At 41.7% G+C, this 25,199-nt stretch carries 22 protein-coding genes and 1 pseudogene; 13 read left to right on the forward strand and 10 right to left on the reverse strand.

All coding sequences use genetic code 11. The features are described 5' to 3' along the window. Window positions 1-117: 117 nt before the first annotated feature. On the forward strand, window positions 118-378 hold the full coding sequence (locus tag V7K21_RS08320) for a hypothetical protein (protein WP_335173224.1): 261 nt from the start codon (window positions 118-120) through the stop codon (window positions 376-378). Between the two features lie 464 nt (window positions 379-842). Here V7K21_RS08320 and V7K21_RS08325 read toward each other — a convergent pair whose 3' ends face one another. The 5 genes and pseudogenes from V7K21_RS08325 to V7K21_RS08345 form a co-directional block, all read right to left on the reverse strand. Continuing rightward, window positions 843-2,483 (reverse strand): iron uptake porin, encoded by a 1,641-nt coding sequence (locus V7K21_RS08325; protein WP_335173226.1) that lies wholly within the window; start codon window positions 2,481-2,483, stop codon window positions 843-845. Window positions 2,484-2,609: 126 nt separating this feature from the next. Next, window positions 2,610-2,777: pseudogene (locus V7K21_RS08330) on the reverse strand (helix-turn-helix domain-containing protein); the annotation flags it as partial. Between the two features lie 392 nt (window positions 2,778-3,169). After that, complete coding sequence (gene phoU, locus V7K21_RS08335) at window positions 3,170-3,838, reverse strand: phosphate signaling complex protein PhoU (protein WP_335173228.1); 669 nt, start codon at window positions 3,836-3,838, stop codon at window positions 3,170-3,172. Between the two features lie 28 nt (window positions 3,839-3,866). Then, a complete protein-coding gene (locus tag V7K21_RS08340) occupies window positions 3,867-5,186 on the reverse strand; it encodes a sensor histidine kinase (protein WP_335173230.1) in 1,320 nt (439 codons plus the stop codon). Window positions 5,187-5,239: 53 nt separating this feature from the next. Continuing rightward, a complete protein-coding gene (locus tag V7K21_RS08345) occupies window positions 5,240-5,992 on the reverse strand; it encodes a winged helix-turn-helix domain-containing protein (protein WP_273768578.1) in 753 nt (250 codons plus the stop codon). 599 nt (window positions 5,993-6,591) lie between these two features. Here V7K21_RS08345 and V7K21_RS08350 point away from each other — a divergent pair. After that, entirely contained in the window at window positions 6,592-7,575 is a 984-nt protein-coding gene (locus tag V7K21_RS08350; protein ID WP_335173232.1) for a hypothetical protein, read from the forward strand. A 58-nt stretch (window positions 7,576-7,633) separates the two neighbouring features. Next, complete coding sequence (locus V7K21_RS08355) at window positions 7,634-8,710, forward strand: hypothetical protein (RefSeq protein WP_335173234.1); 1,077 nt, start codon at window positions 7,634-7,636, stop codon at window positions 8,708-8,710. A gap of 843 nt (window positions 8,711-9,553) precedes the next feature. On the opposite strand, the gene hisA is transcribed toward V7K21_RS08355, so the two are convergent. Genes hisA through V7K21_RS08370 form a run of 3 tightly spaced genes read right to left on the reverse strand, consistent with a single transcriptional unit; the run spans window position 9,554 to window position 11,013 of the window. Then, window positions 9,554-10,327 (reverse strand): 1-(5-phosphoribosyl)-5-[(5-phosphoribosylamino)methylideneamino]imidazole-4-carboxamide isomerase, encoded by a 774-nt coding sequence (gene hisA / locus V7K21_RS08360; protein ID WP_335173236.1) that lies wholly within the window; start codon window positions 10,325-10,327, stop codon window positions 9,554-9,556. Window positions 10,328-10,381: 54 nt separating this feature from the next. Beyond that, on the reverse strand, window positions 10,382-10,681 hold the full coding sequence (locus tag V7K21_RS08365) for a DUF3593 domain-containing protein (protein WP_335173238.1): 300 nt from the start codon (window positions 10,679-10,681) through the stop codon (window positions 10,382-10,384). After that, on the reverse strand, window positions 10,678-11,013 hold the full coding sequence (locus V7K21_RS08370) for a DUF2499 domain-containing protein (protein ID WP_335173240.1): 336 nt from the start codon (window positions 11,011-11,013) through the stop codon (window positions 10,678-10,680). Before V7K21_RS08370 ends, V7K21_RS08365 begins: the two co-directional genes overlap by 4 nt. Before the next feature lie 230 nt (window positions 11,014-11,243). Between V7K21_RS08370 and csaB the strand changes: the two genes are divergently transcribed. Together csaB and V7K21_RS08380 are read left to right on the forward strand one after the other, a co-directional pair. Next, the gene (gene csaB, locus V7K21_RS08375) at window positions 11,244-12,287 is read left to right on the forward strand and encodes a polysaccharide pyruvyl transferase CsaB (protein WP_335173242.1); all 1,044 of its coding nucleotides are present in this window, start codon (window positions 11,244-11,246) and stop codon (window positions 12,285-12,287) included. Window positions 12,288-12,715: 428 nt separating this feature from the next. After that, window positions 12,716-14,191, forward strand: coding sequence for a glycosyltransferase family 87 protein (locus V7K21_RS08380; protein ID WP_335173244.1), 1,476 nt, complete (start codon window positions 12,716-12,718; stop codon window positions 14,189-14,191). Window positions 14,192-14,474: 283 nt separating this feature from the next. On the opposite strand, the gene pgeF is transcribed toward V7K21_RS08380, so the two are convergent. Further along, on the reverse strand, window positions 14,475-15,248 hold the full coding sequence (gene pgeF, locus V7K21_RS08385; protein ID WP_335173245.1) for a peptidoglycan editing factor PgeF: 774 nt from the start codon (window positions 15,246-15,248) through the stop codon (window positions 14,475-14,477). A gap of 77 nt (window positions 15,249-15,325) precedes the next feature. Here pgeF and V7K21_RS08390 point away from each other — a divergent pair, with 77 nt between their 5' ends. Both V7K21_RS08390 and V7K21_RS08395 read left to right on the forward strand, forming a co-directional pair. Further along, a complete protein-coding gene (locus V7K21_RS08390; RefSeq protein WP_335173247.1) occupies window positions 15,326-16,144 on the forward strand; it encodes a biotin--[acetyl-CoA-carboxylase] ligase in 819 nt (272 codons plus the stop codon). A 90-nt stretch (window positions 16,145-16,234) separates the two neighbouring features. Further along, window positions 16,235-17,791 carry a M23 family metallopeptidase gene (locus tag V7K21_RS08395; RefSeq protein WP_335173249.1) on the forward strand — a complete coding sequence of 519 codons (1,557 nt, stop codon included), beginning with the start codon at window positions 16,235-16,237 and terminating at the stop codon, window positions 17,789-17,791. Window positions 17,792-17,846: 55 nt separating this feature from the next. Here V7K21_RS08395 and V7K21_RS08400 read toward each other — a convergent pair whose 3' ends face one another. After that, the gene (locus V7K21_RS08400) at window positions 17,847-18,527 is read right to left on the reverse strand and encodes a riboflavin synthase (protein ID WP_335173251.1); all 681 of its coding nucleotides are present in this window, start codon (window positions 18,525-18,527) and stop codon (window positions 17,847-17,849) included. 340 nt (window positions 18,528-18,867) lie between these two features. Between V7K21_RS08400 and V7K21_RS08405 the strand changes: the two genes are divergently transcribed. The 6 genes from V7K21_RS08405 to dgt all read left to right on the forward strand — a co-directional run bounded on the left by V7K21_RS08405 (window position 18,868) and on the right by dgt (window position 25,103). After that, a complete protein-coding gene (locus tag V7K21_RS08405) occupies window positions 18,868-19,365 on the forward strand; it encodes a bifunctional nuclease family protein (RefSeq protein ID WP_273768592.1) in 498 nt (165 codons plus the stop codon). 99 nt (window positions 19,366-19,464) lie between these two features. Beyond that, window positions 19,465-20,595 (forward strand): aldo/keto reductase, encoded by a 1,131-nt coding sequence (locus tag V7K21_RS08410; RefSeq protein WP_335173253.1) that lies wholly within the window; start codon window positions 19,465-19,467, stop codon window positions 20,593-20,595. A 242-nt stretch (window positions 20,596-20,837) separates the two neighbouring features. After that, a complete protein-coding gene (locus V7K21_RS08415) occupies window positions 20,838-22,640 on the forward strand; it encodes an ABC transporter ATP-binding protein (RefSeq protein ID WP_335173430.1) in 1,803 nt (600 codons plus the stop codon). Between the two features lie 164 nt (window positions 22,641-22,804). After that, window positions 22,805-23,422 carry a Uma2 family endonuclease gene (locus V7K21_RS08420; RefSeq protein WP_335173255.1) on the forward strand — a complete coding sequence of 206 codons (618 nt, stop codon included), beginning with the start codon at window positions 22,805-22,807 and terminating at the stop codon, window positions 23,420-23,422. A 306-nt stretch (window positions 23,423-23,728) separates the two neighbouring features. Next, complete coding sequence (locus tag V7K21_RS08425) at window positions 23,729-23,929, forward strand: hypothetical protein (protein ID WP_335173257.1); 201 nt, start codon at window positions 23,729-23,731, stop codon at window positions 23,927-23,929. Beyond that, window positions 23,916-25,103, forward strand: a complete 1,188-nt coding sequence (dgt, locus tag V7K21_RS08430; RefSeq protein ID WP_335173259.1) for a dGTP triphosphohydrolase — start codon at window positions 23,916-23,918, stop codon at window positions 25,101-25,103. Before V7K21_RS08425 ends, dgt begins: the two co-directional genes overlap by 14 nt. Window positions 25,104-25,199: the final 96 nt, after the last annotated feature.

Here is a 25,199-nt window from a genome sequence, read left to right on the forward strand (position 1 = left end):
CCATAAAAATATTGATTAAGCAGTTTGATAGTGTGACGGGATTTTATGATATCTGTTTGCCCCCAAGTTAAAAACCTCAAAGTTTTGGATAACCATTGAGACTATACTTGTAAATACATGGACGTTTTTGCTACCCTCCCGCCTGAATGGACGAATAAGGCAATACATGCCTATGAGTTTTGCTGTCCTAGCTGCCACTCAAGTAGCCGAGAAGCTGAAAAAGTTTGGCTAAATCGGCGATCGCCTGTACTTACAGAAGACCGTCGTCGCAAATGGCAAGAGTTCTACTATTGTCACTGTGGTTCTGTATGGTGGGCTTGGAGTAGCGATCGCCCCCCAATAGATATATCTAATCAGCCAGACTATAATCCCATATAGGAAAGTGGATTAAATAACTTATAAAACTCTACCTGCTTACTTGAGGAACAAAATCTAACTGCATTTTAGACTCTTAAGGACTTCCAAATAAAAAAGTATCCTAAAACTGACGCAAAAATCCTCTTTATTTCTCCTCTTTGTGTGGCGCCAGTTGCTTCTCTTAAGGGAGACGCTGCGCGTAGCAAGATCCAGGGGTACAAGTCGGGGAAACGCAAGGGCGCACTGGCTTCTCTGCGTCTCTGTGGTAGCCTGCGGCAAGCCGCTGCGCGTCTACGTTTATTTTGATAATTTCTTGGAAATCCCTTATTAATCACTAGACATATCCGCAAATGAGTATCAAAGCCTTGTACAGCAAGAGTCAAAACCTAATTTTCGGATAAGTCTACTGTGAATAACAAACAAAAGCCCACTTTAAAGTGGGCTTTTGTTGACCTAATTCTGAGCTTTGTTTACCATCACCAATTTTAGAAGGTGAAGGTAGTACGTAGAGTGCCTACGTATTCAGTGTCGTTAGCATCGTTATGCTCTGGATTAAAGATTACCAACAAGCCAGGGGTAACTTGAATATTATCGGAAACCTTAAACTTGTAAAGACCCTCTAAGTGATAAGATTTATCGTCATCTAAGTTAGTATTGGCGGCGACATTTTTTATGCTACCACCAGTAACTCTGGGTGGTTGACCAAAGATAACACCTAAGACGTTACCTTTTCCACCAAAGTCTCTCAAAGCAAGCGATCCAGCCCAGTACCAAATATCTGCGTCTGTACCTGCATTAGCACCAGTAATAGCATCAGCAGTTGTATAACCTCCCCAACCACTAATAGCCAACTTGCTAAATTGGAAGGTAGCTTCTACACCGTAGTTATTGGATTCGGTACGAGTGTTATTCCCAAAGGGATTGTTGGCAAAAGTACTACCTGTACCTTGGAAAAGGTTGTTGTTAACATTATTGTTAACAAGATTAGTTTGATAAGTGCGGGCGTAGGTTAGACCAATATTAAAGGCTTTGCTGGGTTGGAAAGATAACTGACCAAATATAGCGTTATCACCATCCAATAGCCCATTATTAAGGGTAGGGTCATTAGCAGTCCTAGCTATATAAGCACCAGTCAAGCTGATAGGGCCATTAGGATTGAAGGTAACAGTCAAACCAGCGCCACCTTGACCTTGACGATATATGGGGCTGAAACGTCCATAGCGGGAGAGAGCACCTCTAGCAGAGCTAGCAAAGTCAGGGTTGAAGGTATTAACGTTTTCGTATAACTCAGCATTACTAGCATCAACTTTGATCCGCACTGCATTATTAAAGTTGAAAGCATAATTGAGTTTATCGATTACAACAGAGTTGTTGTTATTACCGTCAAATGCCAAGCGGGTCATGTTAGTACCGCTCACACCAGCATTAGAGATGGTGTTGTTAGCATTCAGACGAATTTGCAACTGGTCTTTACCAGTGAAACTGCTCAACAAGTTCAAACGAACGCGGTCAGAAAAAGTGGTGTTAGAATCCAAGTTTTGAGTCGGATTACCACCAGGAACTGCTCTATTGTTACCAAAAACATCAGACACGGCGAAAACTGCTTCTCCAACCAACTTGGTAGTAGTAGAGAACTGATTGGCTTCCAACTCAGAAGTGCGAGCTTCTAGTCCATCTACACGACCGCGCAGGGTTGCTAGTTCAGCAGAATATTCTTCTTGTAAACGCTGTAAAGTAGCCAGGTCTTGTTTAGTGACCAAATCGCCAGTAGCTGTAGCAATCAGTTCGTTAACCCGATCTAAACAGGCATTCAAACCTGCGGCAAATTCATAACGGGTCATAGCCCGGTTCCCACGATAGGTACTGTTGGGATAACCTGCAATACAGCCGTAGCGTTCAACTAAAGATTGTAAAGCTTGGAATGCCCAATCTGTGGGCTGCACATCCGAAAATTGCGAAACTGATGTAACCTGACTCATGCTGTCAGAGTCTTGAGCTTCAGATAACTGGGCAACATTTGTTACCTGTTCGTTGACTTCAGCGGCTAATGCACTATTGGCAACGAAAAACGTAGCAGCGAGAATAACCGGACTAACCTTAAAAAGATTCCAGAATCGTTTTGTCATGTTTTTTAGCTCACTCACACCTACTAATCCAATCATCGTAAAATGCTTATAACACTTTACTTTCAGGAATTTTACACACAATCACAGTCCGGATTATACCTTTATACTGTGATAAATACAAGTCATTTAATATAGTGCTGAACTATAATTTTCAATTAATTTATTTGGTAAGCGCAAAATAATACGGCGTTTGTGACGTAAAACTTTTCCTTCTTCCTGCAACTGTTGTAGGAGTCGGGTAAATATTACTCGTATGGTATTTAACACTTCAGCAATATCTTGATGGGTAACATTATCAAGGAATCTCGCTATTTACAATGATTAAGAAACTCTAATGATTTGGATCAAAATTTACCTGAATATCTGAAGGTGTATTTTTATTAATCAGAGCTAGGGACTAACTTCAAATCTTCTCATAGCAACAACTTTTGGTTTAAAGTATCTATCAGTGAGATAGACCGGAATTTTTCAGTTATTTATCTGTTACTTTAATTGTGCAAGTTTAAGAAAAGGTAAGCTTTTAGTAAAATATATAGTTAACTTATTTTTACTAATTTGGTATTTTCTGACTACTAAGTACGTAGGCGCAAATAATTATGAAGATATAAGCTGAAATGGCGCTTACTAAATCGCTGGATTTAGATCCCGACTTCTTCAAAAAGTCGGGGATCTGGGCAGCACGTCAATTAAGAGCGTTGACCGGTGACAATATATGCTACCCTCTGACCAATATTAGTGGCATGATCTGCCATGCGTTCCAGACAACGAATTGCCAGTGCCAGCAGCACAATTGGCTCGACTACTCCTGGCACATCGCGTTGTTGAGCTAAAGTCTGATAAACGCGATCGTAGGCATCGTCTACAGTATCATCTAGGTGCTTTAAACGGCGTCCACCAGCCTCATCGAAATCTCCCAAAGCCTTCAAACTAGTTGCTAGCATCGCCTGCGCGTGAAGGGACATAGCTTCAATCTCTGGCAAACATGTATGAGGCGCATAAGGAAAAATTTTAATCGCAATCTCAGCTAAATCCTCAGCATAATCGCCAATGCGCTCTAAGTCTCGCACCAACTGCATAAAGGCACTCAAGCAACGCAAATCTTGTGCTGTAGGCGCTTGCAGCGTCATAATCGCCGTACAGTCTGATTCGATTTGACGATAAAAGCGATCAATCTTTTTATCTAATCGGGGAAGTTCCTCAGCTGCTGTTAAATTACGAGCAAATAACGCTTGGTGGCTGAGGCGAAATGATTGTTCTACCAGAGCACCCATGCGTAATACATCCCGTTCTAAGCGCCTAATGGCGCGTGCGAATTGGGGTCTTTGAGGATTGGGAGTGTAATCGACAGCTTTCACACTTGTTGTCTCAAACGTGAAGATATTATTAACTATAGTCTTGGCTTAAGGAGTTTGCCATAACTTCATAAAATTGGAGTTGCATCCACGCACCGCCAGTTTCTGGATGGTTCATAGCTTTGATTGAACCATCGTGGGCGAGAATAATTTGCTCAACGATCGCTAATCCTAAACCATTTCCAACGATCGCCCCGATGGAGTTACTATCTTGTGGCGAATGGGTTCGCGCTTTATCTCCTCGATAAAATCGCTCAAAAACGTGGGGTAAATCTGCCTCAGAAAACCCGACTCCAGAATCAATAAGATTTATTTCCAGAATTGGATAAGCCCCATCATTATCCTTTATTGATAAGATTTTCGCTTCAACGTAAATACTTGTAGAAGGAGAACTGTATTTAATACTGTTGTCTAGCAAGTTGAGAAAAACCTGGTAAATACGGGCTTTATCTGCCTTAATCCAAAGATTTTCTGGGCCAGAATAAGCCAAAGACAAATGTTGGCGCCCTGCCAAGGGTTCTAGTGTTTCCCAAACAGATGCAATTAGCGATCGCAATTCTACAGGTTTGGCTTGCAATTGCATATTTGGGTTGGCTTCCATTTGAGTAAGTTCTAACCAGCTTTGCACTAAGTTAATCAGCCGATCAACTTCTTGCATTAGGCGGTTAACCCAGCGATCTAAAGGTGGTTCCAAGCGGATTTGTAGCGTTTCTACAACCAACCGAATCGATGTTAGCGGCGTTCTGAGTTCGTGTGCTAGATCAGAAAAAGAGCGATCGCGTATTTGATTTATATCTAATAGGGGTTGACGATTTTCTAAAAAGACTCCCACTTGTCCATTGGGTAAAGGCAAGCTAGACGCCCGCAAGGCTAGAGATTTTATTGTTGCCATCTCTGCTGCATCATCACAAGATGGATGAAATATCCATTCTCGCGTCTGTGGTTTTTGCCGATCACGAGTTTGCTCAATTAAATGGTCAAGTTCGTAAGACCTTACCAACTCTAGTAACAAGCGCACCTGTTCTGGTTGCCAGCTTTGCAGATACAAAATTTTCTGCGCCTGCTGATTGCACCACAGCAGTTGATTTTCTTCATCCACCTGCAAATATCCCACTGGTGCAAAATCTAGTAGGTTTTGATAAGTTTGCAACGACTGCTGCAAATCTTGCCCCTGCTGTTTCACCATCGCTATTTCCTGCCGCAACGCAGGAATCAGCAGCAGTCCCATTTTGTCAGAATGCGAGGTTAACGGTCGGAGTAAGCGCCCCAGGTAGCGGTTAAGTTGGACCTGTTGCCAAACCCAAAACCCAATGCCTACCGCTAAACCCAGAAAAAATCCCAATAAAAGCATTTGAGTTGTTAGTTTCTTGGTGACTACTAAAAACTAACAACTATCCAAACTAATTATCCAAACCTATAACCAAAACCTCGTACAGTCACAATATATTCGGGATGACTGGGGTCTTGCTCTAATTTTTCGCGCAACCACCGAATGTGAACGTCTACGGTTTTACTATCGCCGACGAAATCTGGCCCCCAAACCTGGTCGAGTAATTGTTCCCGTGACCATACCCTACGGGCATAACTCATAAACAGTTCCAGCAGGCGAAACTCTTTGGGAGAAAGATTCACCTCTTGACCACGAACCAGCACGCGACATTCTTGGGGATTCAAGGTGACATCCTTGAATTTTAATACTGGTAGTTGTGGTAAATTACTTAGACGTTGGCGGCGGAGTAAAGCGCGACAACGAGCCACTAACTCGCGCATACTAAAGGGTTTGGTCAGGTAATCATCTGCTCCCACCTCTAACCCCAGAACACGGTCAGTTTCACTACCCTTAGCACTAAGCATTAAAATAGGTACTGGGTTTCCTTGATGACGTAGCAAACGGCAAATATCTAGCCCATTGATTTGAGGCAGCATCAAATCAAGAATGATCAGATCAAAGGGAAGTTCCCCTGAGTTGGTTTCAAAACTTTTGAGATACTCTATAGCAGACCGCCCATCGGGGGCAGTTATCACCCGATAACCTTCCTCTTCCAGGGCTACAGCTAGCATTTCTTGGATTAATTCTTCATCTTCTACTACTAGAATACGGCTAGTTTGTCCAATATCCGTTGTGGCAGAATATTTAGTCGATTCACTGGTATACATTGATATCACAAAAGTCTGGGACTGTGCTTGTATCAATTAAAATGATTTAATCTATTATGTCGCCTTAGTGCAACCGTGCTTCTACTAGAGTTTATTCTTTTAGATTTTCTTTACAAAAAGTAAGATATACCACAGCACCCTTTTAAATCATAATCACTGTGGCTGCAAGCTTCTAATAGCTTTTAATTAAGGACTTTGGTTGTCTTGACAAGAGCAGATTAGGTTAGGTATATTTATTATAGTACAAAAATACTATATCTCTTGGTGAAAGCTTATAGTGCTTCTCGTTTGTATGGAATACACTCCAACCTCTCTACTTAAAGGAGAGAAGCTTTGAATCTTACTCCCCTTTCCGATAAGGGAAGGGGCGGTTCTTGTTAGGTTTCTATTAGACTCAACTGAGAAACGCTATATACCTGAAAAACAGAAAGACACACGCGTGGAAAATTTCTACCCCACCTAAGTGTCAGAGGTTGGTTATTTCAGTATTTCCACTGGGTTAAAAATGTTTATTCAAAGGCTACCCTGATGTCTGCATAGGGTAGTCCTTGGTATGGCTTGCTACCCCATAAATCATTGCTATTGAAGGGAGTTGGAAAATGACTACAGTTGGAGTCAAGGACAGCAAACAACTACTAATGCAAGCATTTCAACAAATTATTATTCAAAGAAAAAAGCTGGAATCTAAAATAGCAACTAAACAAGAGGAAGCAGATAAGGCAAAAAGTCAAGAAATTTTGCAAGCAGCTTCTGCATATACAGTTGATAGTATTGTCAAAGGTTTAGCTGATTTACAATTGGAGTTTGGTAGTATTCTCAACGCATTATCTGAAAAACTAGCTCAGGAAAACTCTAAGTTAGATGAATTAAACCGAGCTATAGAAATTGAAGCTCAACGCCTACAGGAGCTTCAACAAATCAGAGTTGTAGCGGATACTCTAGACATTTTAAGTCAAGAACACCAAGAAAAATTAAAAACCCTAGAACAAGATACTATCAGTAAAAGGGAAGCATTAGAAAAAGAAATTACAATCAGGCGCAAAGAATGGCAAAAAGAACAAGCACAGTATGAAGAAAAACTTCAAGCATATAACGATTTATTAGCTAAAGAGCGCCAGGAAGAAGAAGAAGAATCTCAGTATAAGTTAGAAAATACTCGTAAACTCAATACAGATAGCTACGAAGCGATAAAACGCCAACAACAAAGGGAAATACAAGAAAATTCTCAAAATAAAGAGAAAGATTGGGCAGAACGAGAAAAGATATTCACTGAACGCCAACCACTCTTTGGAGACTATCAACAAAAAGTAGCTACATTTCCTAACGAACTGGAAGAAGCCGTTAAGAAAGCTAGAGAGGAAGCCATTAAAGAAGTAAGCCAAAAAGCTAAAATTGAAGCTGATTTATTTGAAAAAGAATGGGAATCTAACAAACAGAGTTATGAACAAAAAATTCGATCTTTGGAAGAAACAATTAAGAAACAGTCTGAGCAAATAGAAGGTATTTCTGCTCAATTGCAAACGGCATTAAAACAAGCACAAGACTTAGCTATGAGGGCTTTTGGTAATTCTAATTCTAAATAGTTATAAGTCAGTAGTGTAGCATATTAATCATTTTTAATTCCTGAAGAGGAGGTTTATTGTGGTGCTAAAAAAACCGACTGATAAGAATACTAAAGTAGAAATTCTTCAGGCGTATGAGGAGTTAACTAAAGAAAAAGCAGCGCTGAAATCAGAGCTTGATCAAGTTGTCAAAAACCAGTCTGGAACTAAAGAACAGCCTAAATTAGAGCAAAAAACAGCTATGAATCAGCTTTCTAGTGTCCAACAAAAGATGAACAATACAATTGAAAGTTTGGGGAAGATTCAATTAGGTTTTGGCAGTGCTACTAATGAATTATCCGAACAGCTAACTATAAAAGCCTCTAAATTAGAAGAAATCAGGCGAACTTTAGAAGAGGAAATCCAACAATTAGCACGCTTGCACCATTTGGAAATTTCTGATGAGATATTGGATATTCTCATCCAAGCTTATGAAGATAATACTAAAGCTTATCAGGAAGAATATAGCCAGCGTTCTGAAGTGTTATTCCAACAAATACTAGAGCAAAGAAATACTTGGGTAAAAGAACAAGATGAACAGCAACGGGCGATAAAAGAACAGAATGAAAACTCGAATAAAACTCGACAACGCGATGCGTCAGAGTATAAATATAATTTAGAACTCCAGCGACAACTAGGAAGTGACGAATACGAACAAGAGCAGAAAGCACAATATAAGCAACTGGAGGAATTACTACAAGTAACAGAAAAACAGTGGGCTGAACGGGAGAAAGCAATTTCTGAGAGAGAGAAACAATTTGAAGAATTAAAAGCCAAGGTAGAGGCTTTTCCGAAAGACAAAGAAGCAGCTATAAAAAAAGCTACAGAAGAAGGCAAAGGTATCGCCCACTACCAAGCTAAAGTAAAATCAGATTTATATTCTAAGGAAGTAGAAGGGCAAAAGCGTTTCTATGAACAAAGACTGCAATCTCTAGAACAAACTATTACTAATCAAGAGACTCGGATTCAAAATCTTTCTAAACAACTTGAATCTGCTCTCAAACAAGTTCAGGATTTGGCAGTTAAAGCTATTGAAGGTACTTCAAATGTTAATTCCTATCAGGCAATCAAAGAAATAGCTTTAGAACAAGCGAAAACTCAAGCGAAAAACAAATAAGCTGATTTCTTTTTGATGAGAATTGTAGAGACTTAATTTAATTTAAGTCTCTACAAGGAACTATAACAGTTCTAAATGATTTATGAAATTCTCTGTTTATTTTCTTCTCTTCTCTACAAGACACTTCGCGTTGGCGACGGACACTCTCCTCAAAAGGGAAACCCTGCACAGAAGTGTCTTCCTTTTGGCGGTAGCCTGCGGCAAGCCGCTGCGCGTCTACGATAGTTTTGACAGCTCAAATAGGATTGCTATATAACGCTTTTTATTCGGTTTTACTTGGTTTTTTGATGTCTGGAGGAGGTTGTGGTTTCTTCTTCTTTATTCCGGTAGCCTGTGTTAGCTTAAATGCTTGGTTGGAATTTGGTTCTTGAGTAGACATAAGACTAAATTTTTAAATCTACGACAATATTATCTACAGCACAGGTATTGGAGATTACAGAAATATATCACCGAAAATTTGAGTTTAACTAAAAAAAGTTAGTAGATAATGTTACCCCTGTAGGAACCTTCAATTTTAACGGGATAAATACAAATCTTAATATATGAGTCAGCGATCGCTTGGTGGCTGGATAAAATAGGCAATGTAAGATGATATCCGGGAATACTGACCATACGGCTTAATCCTTAACACCTAAGTATTTAGGTTTATCATTAGGAAACACAATGGAAACTCGTCTATGTGGTGAGGATGCTATCAATCACAAATACGTTCTTGAGGATCATTTTCATCCTCCGTACCCTTCACTGTTTAGCTAAAACAAATAGCCGGACTGGTTAAAAAAGCCACCACTGGACTCGATACTCCGAGTCAGTGTGTGGATGTCACCAAATACACAGAAAATGTCAAGCAAAAGTAGAAAAACCTAGATTGGGTGGAATATCCTGAATCCGCCCAGGGCCGATCGCTCGTAATGCTTCTTTAAGTAAAATATCCCCAGTATACAAGGCACGTCCGACAATCACACCAGTTACACCTTGAGGTTCTAACGCCAATAAACTCAACAAATTGGTGACAGAACTTACCCCGCCAGAAGCAATTATCGGGATGGAAATTGCTGCTGCAAGTTCTTGCAAAGCTTCAAAATTGGGGCCTGTGAGTGTACCATCTCGGTGGATATCTGTGTAAATGATGGCGGCTGCGCCCAATTCTTGCATTTGTACAGCCAGTTGGGTTGCTAAAACTTCCGAGGTTTCTAACCAACCGTGAGTTGCTACTCGCCCGTTACGCGCATCAATGCCAATAATAATCTGTCCAGGAAACTCTTCACAGAGTTGTTGCACTAGCTGAGGTTGTTCTACAGCGATGGTTCCGAGAATTGCCCACTGTACGCCTAAATTGAATAATTGTTGCACGCTGGTGCGATCGCGCAATCCTCCACCAATTTCAATGGGTACTGACACCGCATGAGCGATCGCTTCTATTGCCCCCAGGTTTACTACTTTACCTGCCTTAGCACCATCTAAATCAACTATGTGTAATCTAGTAGCACCCTGCTCTACCCACTGTTTGGCAACATCAGCAGGATTTTCGCTAAAAACTTGTGAGCGATCGTAATCTCCCTGATACAGTCGCACACACCGACCTTCTAGTAAATCAATCGCTGGAATTACATCCATTTACTTGTTCCTCATAACTCAATGCAATCAAACCGCTGGCTATAGCTGAACTTACTATTTTTCATTTTTCATTTTTAATTGCCTTACAGCTTGTCCAAAACCCACCACAAGCAAGATGTTAGAAAGGGTCAAAAATACTTCTGCACCGCCGTGTAACCAATCTACATTGGCCAAAGACTTGCCATAATGCAATACAGCATAAATCCCCACCGGGATGGTGACGCCAACAAATACGAGAGTGCCGTAAAATCCATATAGCGCCAAACGCGGCATTTGCTGACTGCGGCTGATAAACCACAAGAAACCCAAGTAGGGAAACAGTGAAAGCGCAAATAGGGTTTCTTTAGAAATCATTGCTCTGATTTGATAGGTTTTGGTTCAACAGTGTCAGGAGATTTGGTAGAACGCCAAATCAAAAACGCCGCTGCCCAAAGCGTAAAATTACCAACTAATGTCATGGTAGCTTGCAGCGTTACCAGCCATTCTAAAGATTCGGCGTTGTCAAAATAATGCCAGGTACAGGCACACATGGCGCTGACTAAAGCTGGTAACATTGCAAGGGACAAGCCCCACCAATTGCGATTACCAGTGAGTTCGCCATAAGTCCAAATTAACCAAATGGCGACAATCCACTCAATAACGCTAGAAATATGAATAATCCAGGTGGGAATCGATAGAGTGTGCATAAGAAAGTTAAGAGTTAGGAGTAGAGAGGCGATTAATCGCGTCTGTACAGGAGTTAGAAGACGCGATTAATCGCCTCTGTACAGGAGTCAAGAATTTTCTTGTTTTTCCATAACTTGATCTTCCCACAAGAAAATTCATCTTTCGTTGGCAGGATGGTAGACATCCCATCAACTCTTTAGAAAAAAGCTGATAATCTAAAATCCAAAATTTAAAATTCAAAATGGTCAAGATGCGGGCGTTATTGTCTGGATATTACGGTAAAGGTAATGGTGGTGACGAAGCTTTGTTGGCAACGCTTTTGCAAATGTTACCACCAGATGTTACGCCTGTGGTGCTTTCGGGGAATCCAGAGGAAACGCGCGATCGCTACAATGTAGAAACCTACAATCGCATGGCTCCCTTACTTGTACTGCAAGCTTTACGCTCTTGCGATGCCTTGATTTGGGGCGGCGGCAGTCTCATTCAGGATGTTACCAGTACCATCAGCCCATTTTATTATGGGGGACTGATGGCATTGGCGCAGAAAATGGGTTTGAAAACTGTTGCTTGGGCGCAGGGTATTGGGCCGTTAGTGCGTCCGCAAACTAACTGGTTAGCACGGCAAACCTTTGCTAATTGTACCAAAGTTAGTGTCCGCGATCGCGCCAGTGCTGCTTTATTATCTGATTGGCAAATTCCTTGTATTATAGCTCCTGACCCAGTTTGGGCGTTAGAATCTAAACCAGTTCCAGGACTTTGGGATTTACCTGCGCCAAGAGTTGCTCTAACGTTGCGATCACATCCCCAACTGACTCAAACACGCCTAGCAAACTTGACTCGGGCTTTGGTGGATTTTCAAAAAGCCACGCAGGCTTTTATTTTACTACTGCCGTTTCAAAGAAGTGAAGATTTAAGTATTGCCGAAGCTATTCAACCTCAACTTAAAGATGTCAGCAAAATTTTGTGTCTGGAAGATCCGCAACTTTTGAAAGGTGTGTTTCGCGGTGTCGAGATGGCAATTGGGATGCGCCTACACAGCTTGATTATGGCTGCGGCTGTTGGTTGTCGCTGCTTTGCTCTCAGTTATGACCCTAAGGTGAATCGTCTAATGGAAGACTTGGAAATGCCTGGGTGGGATTTAGCGAGTTTACCCGAAGATCCCAATTTGATTAGTCTGACTTGGATGGAGCATTACGCTAATGGTGATCCGTTATCACCTGAGCAAATACAATCTTTGGTAGATAGAGCGTTAATGCATCGTGAGTTATTAAGCCAAGCTTTATTTAATAATTAAGACTAAAAAAAATATAAAACTTCGTTTAAGTAAGTAAGCGCAAATAATTAGAAAATGGTGTAGCGTAACGCACCGAAAACCTTAAATGGTGCCCTGTGGAAGCCGTAACACACCCTACAGCTTCTCAACGAGAGGCTGCGCCAACGCGACGCGCAAGAGACAAAGACGCTCTTGCTAGCTTGCTTCTCCGTAGGAGTACGGAAGGTACCCGACCTGGAAGCAAGTGGCATGGAAAGAGGCGTCTTGTTGGTAATCTTATGGCAGGAAGGGAGTAATTGTCAAGATTTTGTGAAGTTATTATGAAATTACTAGGAAGTAATTGTCCAAATTTTACAAAGTGATTATAGAATTACTTAAGTATCTGTTAGAAAAATTAACTTTAGCGATATTATTTCCGAAATATAGAAATAATTATTGAGATTATTTAGATGATCAGCTTTGGCTTTTGGAACCTAATTATAGTAATTGTAGTTGCTTTAGTTCTCAAAAATAATTGGCGATTAGATGGTGAAAAGGCAGCCTGGAAAAATTCTTTATTATTAAAATCTTCTGTAAGCCAACGGTTGATACAATTTTTTCGTCAACCAATTGTTAACTTACTCGTCCAAGCATCTGTTGTATTAGTCGTTACAAGATTTCTCTGTTATACAGGTTGGCTAATTTATTTCCTAAACCAACCACATCCACCTTTATGGGATTTTCAGTGGTATTATGTGGCGAGTAAATTGGCTCATCAGCATTTGAGTCCCTTTAATGTCGAGATTTTTAACCAAACTTTCTGCACCATAACTAAGGTGTGTGGATCTCTTCCACCGTTTGTCTATCCACCTAATATTATTCCTCTGGTCTGGTTTCTCGGTTATTTTTCGATAAATACTGCATTTAAAATCTCGATTGTGATGCATATATTAGCAATCGGTTTGGCCTTATGGGGAGCGAATATCCTCTTGGAGTCGAAGTCGCCAGCTTTGAGAACTATTTGCACAATCTCGGTTGCCTTGATTTATGGCTTAGTTCGCGATTTTCAAGTTGGTAATATTGCCATTTTTATTGCAGTTCTGATTTTATGGATGTTTATCTTGGCTAGAAAACATCAGGATATTTTAGCAGGAATTTGCCTGGGGCTTGCTCTTTGCAAACCAACATTAGCTGCATTATTCATTCTGTATTTTCTACTTAAAAGAAGATTTTCTTTAGTTTTTGTATCTGTTGTCACAGTCACTTGCTTAGTATTTTTAGGTCTAGCCTTAACGGGCAATTCTTTGACACAATTCCTGTCGGATGCAGCTCGGGGATTTTCACTCTGGCAAAATGACCCATCAGTTAGCCCTTATATTTCGATCAGTCGCCTCGATTTAATGGTTGTGGGTCCAAGATTATTCCCTAATAACCCATTCTTTGCCAAGCTTTTGTCAAATATAATTGTTCTAATCCTCCTTGGTTTGGCAGGTTGGTATTGGTATCTACAACAATCTTTCACAGCCTGGTCAAAAAAAATCTACTTAGCAGAAATGGTAATAGTTTCTTGCTTGAGTATTGGCATCAACTATTCACAGGAAACTAGTTCTGTGATGTTAATACCTGCTGTAGTTTTTTTGCTAAATGATTTGCTGTATCAGATCGGGCATTGTACATTCTCTAAGAGAAGAATGTCTCTTTGGTTAGCAGGGGTTTGCTGTCTAGCAGTGCAAACAGCAGTTATTCATGGCTGGCTCATCGGCTCTTTAGCAAAGCGCTGGAACGTGAAAGCTGGAGAATTGCCATACATTATGAAGGTAACTATCTTCGCCCTACCGAGTTATGCCATTTTAGGAATCACCCTAAGTATTTTACTATTAGCAATTAGTTCTCTTCGTCAAAAACAGGTTTTGAAATTTGAACCTTTGAATCGGGTGTCAATTTAACATGAGTTCGACGGGTTATATAGTGCAATACAGTTCAGTTAAGCACTTATTTTATCTTTGTGTCCTTTGCATTCTTTGCGGTTCGTTCAAAAAATTGACTTTGACAAAGAGTTTTAGCCTTAACTGAACCGTATTGTAGTTTACATGACTTTGAAGCTTAACTGAACCGTATTGAGGTAAAGGTTTGAACGTTAGTTCAACGCGGGGAGAGGTTCGTCGAACTCACGTAAATTTAAAACACCAGGAATCATCTTGATGCTACAATTTAAAATCAATTTTGCTTTTAAGCGCTGACAATTCCTGACCACTGAACTTTTTTCTCTTTCTCCCGGCGGTAAGAAAAGAAATGTTCTGGAGTTTGAAAAGTACAATAAGGTGCGATCGCAATTTGTTCTGCACTAATCCCCAAATTTTCCAGTTGTAAGGTATTCACTCGCCGCACATCCAGCCTTACCTTTCCAGGATTGGGATCTTCCAGCAAGGGTGAATTGGGTAGCTCATGTAATGCAGTTAGAATTTTTTGTTGATCATCATGTGGTATTATACTAGCCCCAATTTCGGCAGCCACTTCGATAGAGACTTGGTAAACCTCACCAGCGATCGCCGGGCCCATCGCAATTCTTAAATCATCGAGTTTGCTGCCTTGAGATTGGAGTCGAGCGATCGCTAAGGGCACAATTTTTTTGGCAGTCCCCCGCCAGCCTGCGTGTAATGCTGCCACCCGTCCAGTTACCACATCCCCAATCAGTACGGGTGTACAATCTGCACTAGCTACCCAGACTGCTTGTAGAGGCTGCTCACTAATTAAACCATCCGCCGATGCTAAATCCTCCCCAACAGTGCTTAAGAAGCTCTCAACTTCTTGGGGAGTAAGAACAGTATTGCCATGAACCTGCTTTAAGCGATAGACTGATGCCGCTGGTTGCAATACTTCTGTGATAACTTGTGGCGATCGCGGCCAAAACTGCTGGGTAAAGAAGCCGTGATGCCAATATTCCAGAATACTACAAGTTAAATAGGGCAGTCCTTCCCAATTGCGCCAGTACCAAGTGTGCATCTTCAACCAAACCTAAACAGAAATCACTCATCAGCCAATCAATGTTAACTTGAACAACCGAATTTGGCTTAACTGCTGTGGAATTTAATCTGCAAAACTTGGAAGCAGCCTTGAAAGCAGGGCGTAAGTATACATATTTACCATTTTCTCTTCACTTTTTTGAAAGCGTCTCCTCAACTAACCAAACCCTCTGGAACTTGCTCAACCAAGGGGCTATTTCAGGAACAGTAGTAATTGCAACTGTGCAATCTGCTGGGCGGGGACAATGGGGACGCCAGTGGATTTCTCCTGTTGGGGGATTATATGTTTCGGTAGCAATTTCTTTCGACCACAAAATAGAGGCTACTGACAGCTACCAGCTAACTTTTGCTAGTGCTTGGGGAATTGCGTCTCAATTACGCCAATGTGGTGTAGATGTTGGGATAAAATGGCCCAATGATTTAGTTTTAAATGGTCGCAAACTAGGCGGCATTTTGACAGAAACCAAAGTAAACAAAGGACACATCACCCAAGCAGTAATTGGCGTTGGTATTAACTGGACAAACCCAGTACCGGAAACTGGAATCAATCTGGAATCATGGCAAGGTTCCCAAGATTTCAGACCAATTTCTTGTCTGGAAATGCTAACCTCTACAGTCTTACTGGGAATAGAATCCGGTATGGAGTGCCTTTGTCAAGAAGGAGTAAGCATACTCTTGTCTCGCTATTTAGATTTGCTTACAAATATGGGTGATAAAGTGCACGTCAATAATCTTTCAGGTACTGTAGTTGGGGTGACTCCTCAAGGAAATTTACGAGTTGATTTAGAAACAGATGATACAAAGGAACTAATTACACCGGAAATTTATATTCAACCCGGTACAATCAGTTTGGGATACCAAAAATCTTCCGTTTAAATTTGAGGTTTGTTCAAAATTTCGCTCTTTGGGCAAGACAAACCACTAGCATCATCTCTTTAGGCTAATTACACACAACTGAGAGAACAAATGACGCAGCGCAATAATTCTGCCCATCATCGTTTGCATTACTTATGGCAGCAAGGTCTAACGAAAAAACGTTTTGCCTCAACGCTACCAGCTCAGAGCCTTTGTTGGCTGAGTAGCGTCAGCCTCCTCAGCGGCGGCTTCGTGTTTGCCCAAACGGAAACACAAGTAGACAATATCGTTCCCACTGTTGAAAGTTCCCAACCAACAGCAGTTACAAATCCAGTAAAAAAACAGGCTGTAGCACCGGAAGCTGCTCAAGCGCAACCGGAATTTTCCCAACGACGAGCCAGACTCAGCCAGAGATTACATAAGCCAAAGGTTGCTCAATCAAAAGAGCCAGTTAGGCAATCTACACCCAAAATCGAAGCTGCCCAAGCTGTTGTGATTATCAGACAGTCAAAACCCAAGGTAGAAACCTCCCAGGTTATTCCTGCAAGGGTGAGACTGGAAAAACCCAATACCCCTGCCCGTTCTTTACCTGAAAAATTAAGAGAAGTTGCTCAACCAGCAAATAACTTGAACAGCACTGTCAGTGCAACGCCGGAGAAAACCAAGGATTATAATAACGCCTATATTGATCCTAATAGTTATGACAGTGGTGCCACAGGTATTTATCAAGCACCAAATTCCGTAATCCTCACAGAACGCGCCAGTGGTTGTCGAGCCATTTTGCCGTCAGGGCAAAGTGTATTAGGCGGCGTTTGTGCCAAAATACCCCAGAGGAGTGTAGCTGATTCTAATGGTAAACCAGCACCGAATTGGCTCAGAAGAAGTCAAAATGCCCAATTACCAGTAGTTCCACCCGTGCGACAGATTGCAACTACCGGCAACACCAGTAGATGGCGTGCTGCTCAAAGTGGTTCTGGCGGTGTCACCAAGAGCGCATTTCATCCTAATCGGTTTATCCCGACTCCCAGCGAGTTCAGCCCCACAACAGTCAGTGCAACTCCCATCGCACCGAGTGGCGGGACTTTACCTCCACCAATGGCAGATGGCAACATTGCACCCCGCCCCAGCACTGTAGCTTACGACTTCTCGCTGGCATCAGTATTACCGCAAATCCCCTACACTGGGGTAGTCGCTTATAGTGGTACGGGAATGATGTATCCATTGTCTATTCCCGCTCCCATTACTTCTTTGTTTGGTTGGCGAGTTCATCCAATCACAGGTAATCAACGCTTCCATGCTGGTACAGACTTGGGTGCGCCGATGGGAACACCAGTTTTGGCAGCAGCTGCTGGTCAAGTGGAAACTGCTAACTGGGTGGGTGGTTATGGTTTAACCGTTATCCTGAATCACAAATCCGCTGAACAAACTCTCTATGGTCACATGTCAGAGATCCTTGTTCAACCTGGTCAGTGGGTACAACCTGGAACTGTCATAGGGCGAGTTGGCAGCACTGGGGCCTCCACAGGCCCTCACCTGCACTTTGAAATTCGCCACCTAACACAAGATGGGTGGGTTGCGACTGACCCAGGCGTGCAATTACAGTCCGCCCTCAGCCAGTTAGTCCGAGGTTTGCAAACCGCCCAGGTAAGCCAACAACCAGGCAGCTAGATTGGAAATTTTGGATTCTGGATTAATTTAAAATCCAAAATCCAAAATCCAAAATTCAGAGATACCCGTGTTCTGCTAAGAATGCGGGTGTAATGCCATCTATACTAGTTTCATCAGGGGCTGTGGTGTGTGGGTTGCCAGAGGAAAGAAATTTTTCCACGTATTTGCCGAGAATATCCCCTTCTAGATTCACCAAACTGTCAGGAACCAAATAGCGAAGATTTGTCTCGGCATAGGTGAGGGGAATTACTGCCACCTTGAATTGGCAGAGTTCTGGCTCATATGAGGCTACTGTGAGGCTGATGCCATTGACAGTAATGCTACCTTTAGGGACAATGTACCGGGCGATCGCTTGGGATGCAATAAAGGTCATTTCCCAAGAACTAGCCGTTTGTTCTGCCACTAGCAATCGACCTATGCCGTCTACATGACCCATCACAAAATGACCGCCAACTTTGCTGCCTACCTTTAGCGACGCTTCTAAATTGACATATTTCTGTTGCGTTTGCTTACCTCCTAACGTCGTGCGACGTAGCGTTTCCGGTGAAGCCGTGGCGATAAACCCGTCGTTTAAAACTTTTTCTACTGTCAGGCAAACGCCATCTACTGCAACACTGTCACCATAAGCCAAATCTTGCATAATTACTTCACCCGGCTGGCTTACACAAGTAATTTGCCAAGAATCACCCCCTAAGGGTTCCATCGTTCCTAATGCCTGGATTAATCCTGTAAACACGGCTTTTTTGTCAAACTAACTCTATTTATTGCCTAATTGTGCCTGAAGTCAATTGGTAATTGTCACAGAAATCTAAAATATCCAAGTATATTTTCTGACTTTTTTTCATCTAGGAATATTAACACATTAGCATCCTTCACGAGGCATACTTGGGTAAGAAGGTTATTGTCTAAGAAGACCAATTTGACTTACTCTGGTTTTCACCACAAGTTCGGAGTTTAATAGAAGCAATTATAGAGAACGAATGCTTATGTTTATTACTCTTGCCAACCTGCCCAATAATGGGTACTATTTGTTACACAGCATCCAAGGCTCTCAAAGGATTGTAGAGGCTTAGCCAATGATTGAAATGAAAGTCGCTGGCATAGCATTAGATGCCATAACCCGCAGCCCGATCGTCCTTTTGAAAGATTCTTCAGATCGGCGGGCTTTGCCAATTTACATCGGTCAGGAACAGGCTAGGGCAATTATGGGTGCATTGGAGAATCAGAAGCCTCCCAGACCCTTAACCCACGACTTGATTGTGAATCTTCTAGAGACCTGGAACATGACTCTAGAAAAGGTGATTATTCATTCCCTGCAAAAGGACACATTTTATGCGGCTTTAATTGTTCAGCAAGGCGATGTTAAAAAAGAAATTGACGCGCGTCCTAGCGATGCGATCGCTATTGCCCTCCGTACAAATACCCCTATATGGGTAATGGAAGAAGTTATTGCCGATGCTTCTATCCCTGTTGATCGCGATGCAGATGAAGCCGAACAGCAAGCCTTCCGTGAATTTATTTCCAATCTCCGTCCTGAAGATTTGATCAAGCGCTTTGGTAATGGCGACAGCTAGGCCAATTTTAGATTTTGAATTTTTGATTTTAGATTGAAGGAAAAATCTGAAATCTAAAATCTAAAATCTAAAATTGAATGGCTCCTAACTTTGTTAAAGATGCAATACCGACGTTTTGGGAAAACGAATCTGCGCCTATCGGTTTTTTCTCTGGGAACAATGCGCTACCTGGCTTCTTTTGAAAATGCTCACCAGACTATTGAACAAGCCTTAGCGCTAGGAATTAATCATTTAGAAACCGCCAAAGGTTACGGCAAAAGTGAGGAGTTTCTTGGTAGGACGCTAAAAGCTGGGTTGTCAGTACCCCGAACGAGGCTTCACGTCACTACCAAAATCCCAGCCACAGCAGATGCTGACTCCATGCGTCGGTACATCGATGAATCCCTAGAACGATTACAGCTAGATTATTTAGATTGCTTAGGTGTTCATGGCTTGAACACTTGGCAACATTTGGAGTGGGTACTAGCCAAAAATGGCTGTATGCAAGCCGTAGAGGAAGCTGTAGCTGATGGCCGAGTCCGACACGTTGGTTTTTCCACCCACGGGCCATTAGAGCTAATTCAGGCAGCAATCAATACAGATTTTTTTGAATTTGTCTATCTGCATTATTACTATTTTTTCCAACGGCACGCACCAGCGATTCAGCTAGCTGCGGAAAAGGACATGGGCATTTTTATAATTTCCCCTGCTGACAAGGGAGGACGCCTCTATACGCCACCCCAAACCCTAACAGACCTGTGTCAGCCGTATTCACCCTTAGAGCTAAGTTATCGTTTTTTACTTGCAGATAGCCGTATTACTACTTTAAGTATCGGGCCAGCAAACCCAGATGAATTAAGGCAACCTTTGCAAATAGCTGACTATGATAAAGAGTTAACATCAGCAGAAATTTCTGCTTTCCAGGAATTAGAAAATCACCAAAAAGTTGCTTTGCAAACTGATAAGTGTAGCCAGTGTTATGCTTGTTTACCCTGTCCAGAAAATATCAATATTCCAGAGGTGTTGCGGTTACGTAATCTTGCAGTAGCATACGACATGAAAGATTATGGACAATATCGTTACGGAATGTTTGAAAATGCTGGTCACTGGTTCCCTGGAATGAAAGCCAACCGCTGTACAGAATGCGGTGACTGTTTGCCCCGGTGTCCAGAAAAGTTAGATATTCCAGCTTTATTGGAAGATGCTCACCAAAAATTAAGTGGGAAAGCAGGTAGGAGATTATGGGATTGACACTCTTCTGATTTCTATAGCGATTCTTAATTGGATGGAATACAGACCTAACCCCCAACTTCAACCATACAAGCGTTGGAGAGTAAGATTTTAAAGCCTCTCTCTTTTTATGTTTTGCGCCTATCACAGCATCACAGCCGATAAAAATGTAAAATTAATAAAGATTAAAAGAGTTAGGAAGATCCGCTGCACCTGGGGTATCTCGTCCAAAAAAAGATGAAAATTAAAAAAAAAGAAATGTCCTGCGCCAATCACTGACGGTTTTCCGCTACAGTGGACGGGCTGTAAGCTTAGTATGGACTACTAGCCGATCGCTTACTATTCTTCTGGCAAGTTTAACAATAGTTGCTGGTCTTTTACCGGCGGCGATATCCTACATCAGCAAGTTAATTGTTGATGCAGTGGTATTTGCCTCTCAAGTTAATTCACACAATGGTTTTGTCAATATTTATCCCTCGCTATTTTATGTAGGATTAGAAGCGATCGCTATAATTTTACTAGCAGGCAGTCAGCGGGGACTCACCATTTGTCAGTCGTTATTGCGGGCGCTAATGGGTCAGCGGGTGAATGTACTCATCTTAGAAAAGGCGCTGACACTGGATCTTAGGCAGTTTGAAGACTCAGAATTTTATGACAAATTGACCAATGCCCGACGAGAAGCATCAGTTCGTCCCCTTTCCCTAGTAAGCCGCACTTTTGGGTTGGTGCAAAATGCCCTTTCCCTAATCACCTACGGTATTTTGCTAATAAATTTCTCAGTTTGGGCAGTGCTGGTACTGATTTTGGCAGCTATGCCTGTATTTATTGCGGAAACTAAATTTGCTGGGGAAGCCTTTCGCTTGTTTAGTTGGCGTGCGTCAGAAACTCGTGAACAGCATTACTTAGAAAATCTGCTAGCAAGAGAAGATTTTGTCACAGAAGTCAAACTCTACCAGCTGGGAGAGATGTTGCTAGGACGTTACCGCAACCTATTTGATCAACTCTATGGCGAAGACCGCGATTTGACTCTGCGGCGAGGACTGTGGGGGTATCTCCTGGGTTTAGTCAGTACTGGTGCTTTTTACCTAGCTTATGCTTGGATTGTGCTGGAAACAGTGCTAGGTAAGATTTCCTTGGGAGATATGACAATGTATCTCACCGTTTTTCGCCAAGGACAGTCTACTTTTTCCAATGCCCTCACTTCTATTGGAGGGATGTATGAAGACAATCTATATCTATCAAATCTCTACGATTTCCTCGAAGAGAAGGTACCACAAACTTGGGGTAAGGCAACCATTGGTTTAAATCCCCAAGATGGAATCCGTTTTGAGAACGTATCATTTACTTATCCGGGAAGTTCCAAACCAGCCTTGAGAAACATTTCGCTGCATTTGAAACCCAGAGAGAAACTGGCAATTGTAGGTGAAAACGGTTCTGGTAAAACTACCTTAATCAAACTACTTACCCGACTCTACACTCCAGACTCTGGGCGAATTTTCTTAGATGGCTTGGACTTGCAGGAATGGGATGTGGATGTGTTGCGGCGTCGCATTGGTGTGATTTTTCAGAATTTTGTCCGCTATCAATTCACTGTAGGTGAGAATATTGGCGTGGGCGATGTAGAACATCTCGAAAATAAAACCAACTGGCAAACTGCTGCCCAAAAAGGTATGGCCCAATCTTTTATTGACCAATTACCCCAAAGCTTCCAAACTCAGCTTGGTCGTTGGTTTAAGGAAGGACAGGAACTTTCTGGGGGACAGTGGCAGAAAATTGCCCTGTCTCGTGCTTTTATGCGATCGCAAGCAGATATCTTGGTGTTAGATGAACCAACATCAGCAATAGATGCCCAAGCTGAGTTTGAGATTTTCAATCATTTTCGCGCTATTACTCAAAATCAGATGGTACTTTTGATTTCCCATCGCTTCTCGACAGTACGGATGGCTGACAAAATCGTAGTCATAGAAAACGGTGAAGTTATAGAACAAGGAACTCACGAAGAATTGTTACAGCTAGGAGGACGTTACGCCAAATTGTTTTTGTTACAAGCAGCTGGTTATCAATAGGAAAGGAAGCTAACAGACTTTGTGAATTGAAATAGCGATCGCTCACTTTGTACAAAGCACATAACACTTCTATCTAACCACGTTAAACTGTTCGTTAAACATGGGTAAAATCTCTTTAGGGCCTATACGTTCCGTATCGTTAAACATTGCTACCCGATAGAACTATGCAAATAACACAACAGCGATACTATACACCAGAGGAATATTTAGAGCTAGAAGAAGCTGCTGAGTACAAAAGTGAATATATTGACGGGCAAATAATTCCTATGGCGGGTGGAACAGCAAATCACAATCGAATCTCCCTGAATCTAAGTGCTGCCTTAAATTTTGCATTTCGACAGCAAGATTACGAAGTTTTCATGAGTGATGTTCGTCTGTGGATACCTCAAAAGCATACCTATACCTATCCAGATGTGATGATTTTGGCAGGTGAACCGGAGTATTTCAACAACCGGAGGGATATAATTGTCAACCCACAGATCATTGTGGAAGTTTTATCAAAATCGACCAAAGGCTATGATCGCGAGGATAAATTTCAGGCTTACCGAACTATTTCCACTTTCCAAGAATATTTATTAATTGACCAAACTCGGATTTATGTAGATCAATTTTCCAAAACTGGGAAAAAACAATGGACGCTTCGTGAATATGATGAAGAAGATGAAGCGATCGCACTTGTAACCGTACCCTTTGAGATTTCCCTACAAGATTTATATAACAAGGTGAAGTTTGAGGTTGTTGAGTCGGAAGGGGAAAGTACTGATGTTGAGGGATTGGGGTAAGGGTGCGTAGGCGTAGCCCATCGTTCGCGTAGCGTCTCGCAGAGAAGATATCGCTTAATTTACCCCATTTGACAAAGGCGATCGCTTAATTGAATTGAGCTATGCGTAGCCTATATAAAGTACGTATTACCTCGGAGCATCAACTTGCTGTACAAACTTCACTCCTGACTTTCTCTTCACAGTTGAAGTTGAGTAATGGAAAGTGTGGTTATTACTTAAACTTTTTCTCTAATATAGAATCAAGTTTGACTTTTGACTAAGTAGAGTTACAATGTGGCATTGCCCATTGCTTCTAGCTAGGGGGCATTGTCTAACCCACTTTTAGATAACACAGCAATGATGGATTGGAAGAAACTCCTGACACCAAAAAGACTTGGTAAGACTAAACCAGAAGACCTCCAGTTTGATCGTACTCCCTTTCAAAGAGACTATGATCGCCTAGTGTTTTCTTCACCTTTTCGTCGTCTAAAAGATAAAACTCAGGTTTTTATCTTTGTCTACAAATGATTACATTCGCACTCGTCTCATTCATAGCCTTGAAGTGTCTTGCGTTGGTCGCTCTCTTGGCAGAATAGTCGGTGAGGCAATTGTAAAAAAATACGACTTTAATCAGGATGGGTTACGGGCTTCAGACTTTGGTGATATCGTATCTGCTGCTTGTCTGGCTCATGATATTGGGAATCCTCCCTTTGGTCATTCTGGAGAGGATGCTATTCGTACAGGATTTGAATCGTGGTACAACACTGTCAATCATGAGGGAAAGGAACTTCTCAGCAAGTCTCAAAAAGCTGACTTTGATTTATTTGAGGGTAATGCACAAGGCTTTCGTATTTTAACCAAGCTTGAAATGCCTCCTAGAAAAGGTGGAATGCAACTAACCTGCCCAACTTTAGCTGCTTTCACAAAGTACCCTAGAGAATCATTACTATCAGAATCTACCTTAAACGGTTACTCAGATAGAAGTGTTAAAAAATACGGTTTCTTTCAGGCAGAAAAAGATTTATTTGCTGAGGTAGCAGAGACAGTTGGGCTAATTCGCCCTATTGATAATGCAGCCTGGTGGTCTCGACACCCGCTTGCTTTTCTGGTTGAAGCAGCGGATGATATTTGTTACTCAATTGTTGATGTGGAAGACGGTCATCGTATGAAGTACATTCCATTTGAAAAAACTAAGGAATTACTCAACGAAGTTGCAAATATTGCAGATAAAAACATTCAAGAACATGGCGAAAACCCTACAGAAACAGTTAAGCGATTGCGGGCTTTCGCTATCAATAAACTCATCAATGAGGCAAGTAGTATTTTCCTGAAACACGAAGAAGATATACTTTCGGGAAAGTTTGATAAAGACTTGTTATCTCTAAGCACTTATGCAAACCATCTAGAAGAAATTGGAAAGCAAACCCGTGAGGCTGTTTTCCTACATCGTGATGTTGTTAGTATCCAGATTGCTGGGTATGAAGTTTTAGGGAAACTATTTGCTGAATTTGTTAATGCCGTTCTGCACAACAGTAAGAAAGGTAATTTGGTCTATCATATGCTTCCCAAAGAATACAATAATCCGAATTCGGACGAAGATACCTATAATAAAATTCTTAAAGTTACAGACTATATCTCTGGCATGACTGATTCTTACACTACCAGTTTATTCCAACAATTTAGCGGTATTTCCTTGGGATAAAGTGGCTGCGATCGCACCCTCCCCCACCAACTTCGATAAAATCACTATGGTGCTACTTAACCCTCCCTAAATCTGATCAAAAGCGATCGCTCCCTT

It is taken from the genome of Nostoc sp. (assembly GCF_036919595.1).
Taxonomy (GTDB): Bacteria; Cyanobacteriota; Cyanobacteriia; order Cyanobacteriales; family Nostocaceae; genus Nostoc.